Below are 7185 nucleotides of genomic sequence, written 5' to 3' on the forward strand. Positions count from 1 at the left end.
CCGATGATCGCCGACATCCTGGTCGCCGGCCTGGTCTTCGGCAGCCTCTACGGACTGGTCGCGGTGGGCTTCAACGTCCTGCACCGGCCTACGAACGTGGTGAACTTCGCCCAGGGCGAACTCATCATGATCGGCGCGATGCTGATGGCGGCCACGCCGATCGGCGGGCTCCCCTGGGGAGTCGCCGCCGCCTGCGTGATGGTGATCGTGGCGGTCGTCGCGCTGGCCGAGGAGCGGGTCGCCGTGACTCCGGTGCTGCGCAGGTCATCCCACGCGGTCGGCTGGGTGATCACCACGCTCGCGTTCTCGCTGCTGCTCGCGGAGGCCGCCGGGCGGTTGTGGACGGACCAGCCGAGCGCCGTCGCGCCCCCGTGGCCACTGTCCATGCGGGTCCAGGAGGTGCTGGGCGTCCGGTTCTCCAGCTACCAGGTCGCGGTGGTGGTCGTCGCCGTCGCCGTGGTGGCCCTGCTCGGCGTCCTGGATCGGTCCCGGCTCGGCACCGCGTTGCGGGCGGTGGCCGCCGACCGTGACGGCGCCCGGCTGCGCGGCATCGACCCGACGGCGCTCACCCGCCGTTCCTTCCTGCTCGGCGGCGCGCTCGCGGGGCTCACCGGGGTCCTCGCGGCGCCGCTGCTGCTGGCCTCGGTGACGATGGGGCTGGGCCTGTTGATCAAAGGCTTCGCCGCCCTGGCGGTCGGCGGGATCGGCGACAACCGCGGCGTGCTGGTCGCGGGCTGGATGCTCGGCGTCATCGAGGCCACCGGCGCCGTCTTCGCCTCGCCCGGGTCGCAGTCCGTCGTCCTGTTCGCGGCCATGCTGCTCATCCTGCTGATCCGGCCCAACGGCCTGCGTGGTCTGGCGGTGCAACGTCATGTCTGAAGTTCGCGGGGCACGGTCCCGCGCCGTGCGGCGCGCGGCCCCCTGGCTCGTCCTCGTGGCGGCCGCGGCCGCGCTGCCGCTGCTGAGCGGCGACCCGACGATCACCTATCTGGCCACCACGGCCGGGATCTACGTGCTGGTCGGTACGGGACTGAACCTCATGTTCGGCTACACCGGCCAGGTCTCACTGGGGCAGGGCGCGCTGGTCGCCGTCGGCGCCTACACCACGGGCATCCTCATGGCCGACCACGCCTGGACGTTCTGGGCGGCGGCCCCGGTGGCGGTGGCGGTCGCCGTGGGAGCGGGAACGCTGATGGCCCTGCCCGCGTTCCGGCTGTCGTCCTGGTACATCGCCCTGGTCACGCTCGGCGCGGCGATGGCGGCCCGCAGCCTCCTGGTCGAGTTCGAGGGGCTGACCGGCGGCTGGTCGGGGCTGATGGGCATACCGCGACCGGCTCTCGGGCCGTGGGAGCTCGGGGAACGGGACATCCTCTGGCTGGTTCTGGCCGTCAACGTCATGCTCTTCGTCATGGTCCGCACCATCGTCGGCTCCCGCCTGGGCCGCGGCATGATGGCCGTACGCGACGCGCCCGAGATGGCGCAGAGCGTCGGCGTCGCGCCCGCGCGGATGAAGCTGTTCGCCTTCGCCTGCGGCGGCGCCACCGCCGGGCTGGGCGGAGCGCTGCTGGCCGTCCACCACGGGCTGGTGACCCCGGACGACTTCACCCTCGACTTCTCCATCCTCTTCCTGCTGGTGGTCATCATCGGCGGCGCGGCGCGGCTGGCGGGCCCGGTCATCGGCACCCTGCTGTTCTTCGCCCTCCCCGAGCTGCTGACCGGCCTCGCGGAATGGCGCGGACTCATCTACGGCGCGGCGCTGCTCGTGCTGATGGTGTACGCGCCGCAGGGCGTCGCCGGCGCGTGGGAGAAGCTCCGGGCGCGCCGCCGGTCCTCCGGCGTGCCCGCCGACACCGCCCACACCGACACCGCCGACGCCGACCCGGGCGTCCCGATCGAGGCGGGGCCGCCGCGGGGTGAGCCGCTCGGCGTCGAGCTGATCGGCGTCCGCAAGTCGTTCGGCGGGGTGCACGCCCTGCGGGGGATCGACCTCACCATCGAACCGGGCACGGTTCACGCGATCGTCGGGCCCAACGGATCGGGCAAGACGACGCTGCTCAACGTGATCAGCCGCCTGCTGCGGCAGGACGAGGGCCAGGTCATCCTCGACGCCGAGGACGTCAGCCGGGCCCCCGCCGAGCGGCTAGCCAGGCGTGGCGTGGCGCGCGTCTTCCAGACGCCTCGGCTGCTGGGCACGTCGAGCCTGCGGGACAACGTCCTGCTCGGCGCCTACACGCGGGAGCGGTCAGGCGGGCCGGCGATCGTCCTGCGGCTGCCGTGGGCCCGCCGCGAGCAGGCCGAACTGGCGGAGGAGGCCGACCGGCTCCTGGCCGGTCATGGACTGGCCGGACGGGCGTCCGAGGAGGCGGCCTCGCTGCCGCATGGTGAGCAGCGGCTGCTGGAGGTGGCTCGGGCACTGATGGCGCGTCCGCGCCTGCTGCTGATGGACGAGCCGGCGGCCGGGCTCACGCCGCGGGAGCTGGAGTCGCTGGGCCGCCTCATCCGGGCGATCCGTGACACCGGCACCACCGTGGTGCTGGTGGAGCATCACATCGAACTCGTCGCGAGCGTCGCCGACGTGGTGACCGTCCTGGACCGGGGCCGGCTGGTGACGTCGGGACCGCCGCAGGAGGCACTCGGCGACGCACGGGTCGTCGAGGTGTACTTGGGAGCACCCGCATGACAGCAGAGGAACTGATCACCGTGTCCGGGCTGAGCTCGGGTTACGGCGCGGTGCCGGTGGTCCGCTCCGTGGACTTCACGGTGCGTACGGGCGAGATCTTCGCGGTGGTCGGCGGCAACGGCGCCGGGAAGACCACTCTGCTCAGCACCATCTCGGGGCTGCTGCGCCCCACGTCCGGGTCGGTGCGGCTCTCGGGGACCGACATCACCGGGTGGAGCCCTGAGCGCGTCGTGGCGCACGGCCTGGTCCACATCCCCGAGGGCAGGCGCCTGTTCACCGGGCTCACAGTGGCCGAGCATCTGCGGCTCGGGCTCTGGAACGTCCCCGACCGGCGCGGGGTCGAGCGGGAGCGGACGGAACGGGTCGTCGACCTGTTCCCGGTGCTGGGCGAGCGGATGGACGCCTATGCCGAGGTGCTCAGCGGCGGGGAGCAGCAGATGCTCGCCATCGGCCAGGCGCTGATGCGCGAACCCCGGGTGCTGCTGCTGGACGAGCCGTCCATCGGCCTGGCTCCCGTGATCATCCAGCGGGTGTTCGCGGTGGTGGACCGGCTACGGGCGCAGAACATGACGGTGATCCTGGTGGAGCAGCGCGTCGGCCAGGCGCTGGCGCTGGCGGACCGGGGATTGGTGATGCGGCACGGCCGGGTGGAGGCGGCGGGGTCCGCCGCCGAGCTGGCGGAGGACCCCGCGCTGCGGGTCGCCTACCTGGGCGCGGCCGTGTCCGGTGACCAGCGGAGCAAGGAGTGACATGAGCGGTGGATGGTGGGGCCCGGCGGTGCCCGCGGCCGAGGACTGCGTGGTCGGGGAGCTGCTCGTCCGCCGCGCCGCGGAGCATCCGGACCGGGTGTACGCGGTCTTCGAGGATGGGACGCGATGGACGTACGCCGAAACCCTGGCCGAGGCTGAGCAGGTCGCGGCCGGGCTGCACCGACTGGGTGTGCGGCCGGGTGACATGGTGGTCTCCTGGCTGCCCAACGGACCCGACGCCCTGCGCGTCTGGTTCGGTGTGAACCTGCTCGGCTGCACCCTCGTCCCGCTCAACACCGCCTATCGCGGTGGGCTGCTCGAACACGCGATCCGGCTGTCCGGAGCGCGGGTGGCGATCGTGCACGCCGAGCTGGCCGGGCGGCTGGACGAGATCGGCACCGGTGCGCTGGAACGGGTGGTGGTGCTGGGAGCGGACGACGCCCGGTCACGTCGCCGGGCCGCCGCGCCGGAAGTGCTGGGGCCGGAGACGCTGGCCACGCCGGCCCCGGGATTCCGCCCGGAGTCGCCGTCCTTGCCGTGGGACCCGTACGCGGTGATCCTGACGTCGGGGACGACCGGGCCGTCGAAAGGCGTCCTGTGCTCGTACGTCCAGCTCGCGGCGTGCGCGCGGGCCGCGTTCGACGGCTTCGGGGCGGCCGACCGCTACATGGTCAACCTTCCGCTGTTCCACGCGGGCGGCACCATCGGCACGTACGCCGCGCTGCTGCTCGGCGGCGGGATCAGTCTGGTCAGCGCGTTCGACACCGAGGCGTTCTGGCCGGCCGTCCGCGCGACGGGCACCACGCATGTGACGCTGCTCGGCGTGATGGCGACGTTCCTGGCCAAGCGCCCGCCGTCCCCCCAGGACCGTGCTCACCCGCTGCGGCGCGTCTTCATCATTCCGCTGATCGAGGACAGCGCGGCGTTCGCCGGACGCTTCGGCGTCGACGTGGTGGCCATGTTCAACATGACAGAGGTCTCGATCCCGATCATCTCGGGCCCCGACCCGGGCGTTCCGGGGACGTCGGGGCGGCTGCGGCCCGGTGTAGAGGCGCGGGTCGTGGACGAGCACGACCGGGTGGTGCCCGACGGCGAGGTCGGGGAGCTGGTGCTGCGCACCGACCAGCCGTGGGCGATGAACTCCGGTTACCTCGGGATGCCCGAGGCGACGGCACGGGCCTGGCGCAACGGCTGGTTCCACACCGGGGACGCCTTCCGCACGGTGGACGGCGAGTTCTTCTTCGTGGACCGGATGGGCGACACGATCCGGCGCCGGGGCGAGAACATCTCCTCGGCCGAGGTGGAGATCGAGCTGCTGGCGCATCCGTCGGTCCGGGAGGCCGCGGTGGTCGCCGTGCCGAGCCCGTACGGCGAGGATGACGTGCTCGCCGTGGTCGCCCCCGTGGAGGGCGCGGCGATCGACCCGGCCGAGCTGTTCCGTTTCCTGATCCCGCGCATGGCGCACTTCATGGTGCCCCGTTACGTCCGCGTGGTCGGCGCGCTCCCGCACACCCCGACGAACAAGGTCGAGAAGCATCGGCTGCGCTCGGAGGGTGTCACGGCGGACACGGCCGATCGCGAGCGGCTGGGCGTGGTCGTCCGGCGGGACCGCATCGGCGGGAGCTGAGCCCCGCCTGCCCGCCGGCCCCGAAGCCGGCGGGCAGGCGGGCCGTCAGGCGTCCGGAGGGCCGGCGCCGACGAGTTGCAGGGCCAGGAAGGAGTACTGGTCGGCGAGGTCACGGGCCGACACCGCGCCCTCCGGGCGGAACCACTGCCCGGCGTTGATGCACATGTCGAGGATGGCCTTGGCGACCACGTCCACCTGGGCAGGGCGCGACGCTCGCGGGTCGCTGAGGCGGAACAGGCCGGCGGCCAAGCCTCGTTCGAGGGTGCGTTCGAAGATCCGGCGGATGCGCCGCTGGGCGTCGAGGATCTCCTTGGCCTGCTCCGCCGGGAGGTGACGCCATTCGGTCCGGGCGACCAGGCCCTCGACGCGCCGTTCGGTGTGGAAGAGCGTGAGCTCGCGCACCAGTTCGGCCAGCTGCCGGTCGGCCCTGTCGCCGCCGCGCAGCAGCCCTTCCTCCAGCATGCCCTCCGAGTCCTCGTACGCCCGCTTGAGGATCGCGTAGAGCACTTCCTCCTTGGACTCGTAGTGGTTGTAGAGCGAGCCCGCGGTGACACCGCACGCGGCGGTGATCTTGCGGACGCTGGTAGCGGGGAACCCGTCCTCGTAGAACAGGCGCGCCGCCTCGTCGAGGATCCGCCGGCTCATCGAGGCCGTGGTCTGTGGTGCGCCGGCGGTCGTCCGGGAGCGTGTCGTAGCCACGCTTCGACGCTACCACCACATAAACGTTCATTGACCTGTCAGCGCCGCATATGGTAAACAAACGTTTGTACAAAATGGAGGTCTGATGCGTGAACCGGTGATCGACGTCTGTGAGGTCGTCTACGACACCGAGTGCTGGACGGCCTATCTGCGTGCGCTGGCCACCGCCGCGCCCCGCTATCTCATCCTGTTCGCCGGTCGGCTCGCCACCCTCACCGGGCGTGACCCCGGCGCCGTCGCGGCGGAGGCGGCCCGCGACGCGACCGGCACGGCGGACCAGCTGGCCGCCGTACTCGGACGCGGGTTCGACATCGACCACCACGTCGCCGCGCTGGCCGAAACCGGAGTCGCCCACCAGGTCCTGCACGGCGGGCCGTGGCCCATCGGGGACGGCACCGTCAACGACCGGGTCGCCGCCTATGCCGGACGGCACCCGGACCTCCTCAGCGCCTGGGCCGGTGTCAGCTTCGCCGACCCGCGGGCCGCGATCACCGAGGCCCGTCGTGCGCTCGACGACCTCGGCGCGACCGGCCTGTCGGTCATCCCGTTCCTCGACGGCGTCGACCCGTCCGGACCCGAGCACGCCGGGTTCTGGCGCCTCGCCGCCGACCGCGGTGTCCCGGTGTGGCTGCATTGCGGACAGCACTTCCGCTCGGACGTCCCGATCGACGTCTCCGCACCGCGTGTGCTGGACCGGATCGCCGGCGCGCACCCCGGCCTCGTCCTGGTCGCCGGTCACGGGGGATGGCCCTGGGTCACGGAGATGCTGGCGGTGGCACAGCGACACGCCAACGTCTACCTGGAGTTCTCCTCGCACCGTCCGGCCAGGATGGGAGTCCCCGGGTCGGGGTGGGAGGCGCTGCTCGCCCTGGGCACCACGTCCGTCCGCACCCGCGTCCTGTTCGGATCGACCAGCTGGACACAGGCGCGCCCGCCCGCCGCACTCGCCGACGAGGTCACCCGGCTCGGACTGCCTGACGACGTCGTCCGGGCCTGGCTGCACGACAACGCCCGACGACTGCTGGGATCGGCGTCGTGAACGGCCGCCGGATCCTGGTCACCGGGGCCGCCGGAGGCATCGGCACGTCACTCGTCGCCGACCTGCTCGGCCAGGGCGCGCGGGTGCTGGCGACCGATGTGGACGAGTCCGGATGCCGCCGCCTGGAGCGACGGTTCGGCGACCGGCTGCACACGATGCCCCTCGACCTGACGGAGAGCGGCGCCCCCCAGCGCGTCGTCGACCGGGCGACCGACCGGCTCGGAGGGCTTGACGGGCTCGTCAACAACGCGGGCGTGGAGCACCGCGCGGCACTGGCCGAGCACGGCACCGCCGACTGGACGCGCGTGCTGGAGATCAACCTGTCGGCGCCGTTCCGGCTGGCCCGCGCGGCGGCGCCCGTCCTCGCGGGACGGCCGGGCGCCGCCGTCCT

At 72.7% G+C, this 7185-nt stretch carries 7 protein-coding genes; 6 read left to right on the forward strand and 1 reads right to left on the reverse strand.

All coding sequences use genetic code 11. From position 1 onward, the window contains the following. The first annotated feature begins 3 nt into the window (after positions 1 to 3). The 4 genes from KME79_RS35595 to KME79_RS35610 are packed head-to-tail and all read left to right on the forward strand — an operon-like array spanning position 4 to position 5056. Complete coding sequence (locus KME79_RS35595) at positions 4 to 879, forward strand: branched-chain amino acid ABC transporter permease (RefSeq protein WP_148035767.1); 876 nt, start codon at positions 4 to 6, stop codon at positions 877 to 879. Beyond that, entirely contained in the window at positions 872 to 2680 is a 1809-nt protein-coding gene (locus KME79_RS35600) for a branched-chain amino acid ABC transporter ATP-binding protein/permease (RefSeq protein WP_219549687.1), read from the forward strand. The genes KME79_RS35595 and KME79_RS35600 overlap by 8 nt, the downstream gene beginning before the upstream one ends. Further along, on the forward strand, positions 2677 to 3429 hold the full coding sequence (locus tag KME79_RS35605; RefSeq protein ID WP_219549688.1) for an ABC transporter ATP-binding protein: 753 nt from the start codon (positions 2677 to 2679) through the stop codon (positions 3427 to 3429). Before KME79_RS35600 ends, KME79_RS35605 begins: the two co-directional genes overlap by 4 nt. A 1-nt stretch (position 3430) precedes the next feature. After that, positions 3431 to 5056 (forward strand): AMP-binding protein, encoded by a 1626-nt coding sequence (locus KME79_RS35610; protein ID WP_219549690.1) that lies wholly within the window; start codon positions 3431 to 3433, stop codon positions 5054 to 5056. 45 nt (positions 5057 to 5101) lie between these two features. Here KME79_RS35610 and KME79_RS35615 read toward each other — a convergent pair whose 3' ends face one another. Beyond that, positions 5102 to 5755 (reverse strand): TetR/AcrR family transcriptional regulator, encoded by a 654-nt coding sequence (locus KME79_RS35615; protein ID WP_148035771.1) that lies wholly within the window; start codon positions 5753 to 5755, stop codon positions 5102 to 5104. An 85-nt stretch (positions 5756 to 5840) separates the two neighbouring features. On the opposite strand from KME79_RS35615, the gene KME79_RS35620 reads away from it, so the two are divergent. Both KME79_RS35620 and KME79_RS35625 read left to right on the forward strand, forming a co-directional pair. Continuing rightward, complete coding sequence (locus KME79_RS35620) at positions 5841 to 6794, forward strand: amidohydrolase family protein (RefSeq protein WP_219549691.1); 954 nt, start codon at positions 5841 to 5843, stop codon at positions 6792 to 6794. After that, the coding region (locus KME79_RS35625; RefSeq protein ID WP_219549692.1) for an SDR family NAD(P)-dependent oxidoreductase at positions 6791 to 7185 on the forward strand (395 nt) is incomplete at its 3' end. The genes KME79_RS35620 and KME79_RS35625, both read left to right, overlap by 4 nt.

The organism is Nonomuraea harbinensis, from assembly GCF_019396385.1.
Lineage (GTDB): Bacteria > Actinomycetota > Actinomycetes > Streptosporangiales > Streptosporangiaceae > Nonomuraea > Nonomuraea ferruginea.